This is a genomic window from Geodermatophilus sp. SYSU D00742 (assembly GCF_054049935.1).
In genome coordinates this window covers 1-699 of sequence record NZ_JBJGYJ010000075.1, presented here as the reverse complement: position 1 = coordinate 699, position 699 = coordinate 1, and the positions used below count along the sequence as shown (strand labels likewise).

The following is a 699-nucleotide window of genomic DNA, read 5'->3' as shown; positions in this document are numbered from 1 at the left end:
CCCCCCCGGGCGCCCGGGGGCCGGGCCCGCGGGCGCGCCCGCCCCCCCCCCCCCCCCCCCCCCCCCCCCCCCCCCCCCCCCCGCCCCCCCCCCCCCCCCCCCCCCCCCCCCCCGCCGCCCCCCCCCCCGCCCCCCCCCCCCCCCCCCCCCCCCCCCCCCCCCCCCCCCTCGACAGGCGTCGTCAGTGAGTGGATGGCGCGATCCCGGACGGCTGCCGCCCAGCCGTCCACACCGTCCTGCGACTCGTCCAGGAATGCGCCCTGGTCCTCGGTCGGTGGCTCGGGACCGCCTCCGGCGCATGGTCGTGTCGACGTCCTCCGGCGAGCGACCGGGAACGGAGGAGGGCGCCCGGCCGCATTCGGCCGGGCGCCCTCCCCGAGGTGTCGTCAGTAGGTGAACCGTGCGATCCCGGCGCGCAGGTCGGCGGCCATGCGGGAGAGTTCGTCCACGGCGGTGCGGGTCTGGGACAACGCCTGGGTGGTCGACTCCGCGGCGGTCGAGACCCCGGTGATGTTCTGCGCGATCTCCCCCGCCCCGCCGGCGGCCTCGGTCACCGACCGCGACATCTCGCCGGTGGTCGCGGTCTGCTCCTCCACCGCCGAGGCGATGGTGGTCTGCCGGTCGGAGATCTGCGCCACGATCGTGCTGATCTCCTCGATCGCGGTCACCGCCGCGGTCGTGTCGTGCTGGATGGCCTGC

The 699-nt window shown here is 79.0% G+C and carries 1 pseudogene; it reads right to left on the bottom strand.

Annotated features, from left to right (window positions below):
• Window positions 1-386: 386 nt before the first annotated feature.
• Window positions 387-699 (bottom strand): annotated as a pseudogene (locus ACI78V_RS22850) (methyl-accepting chemotaxis protein); the annotation flags it as partial.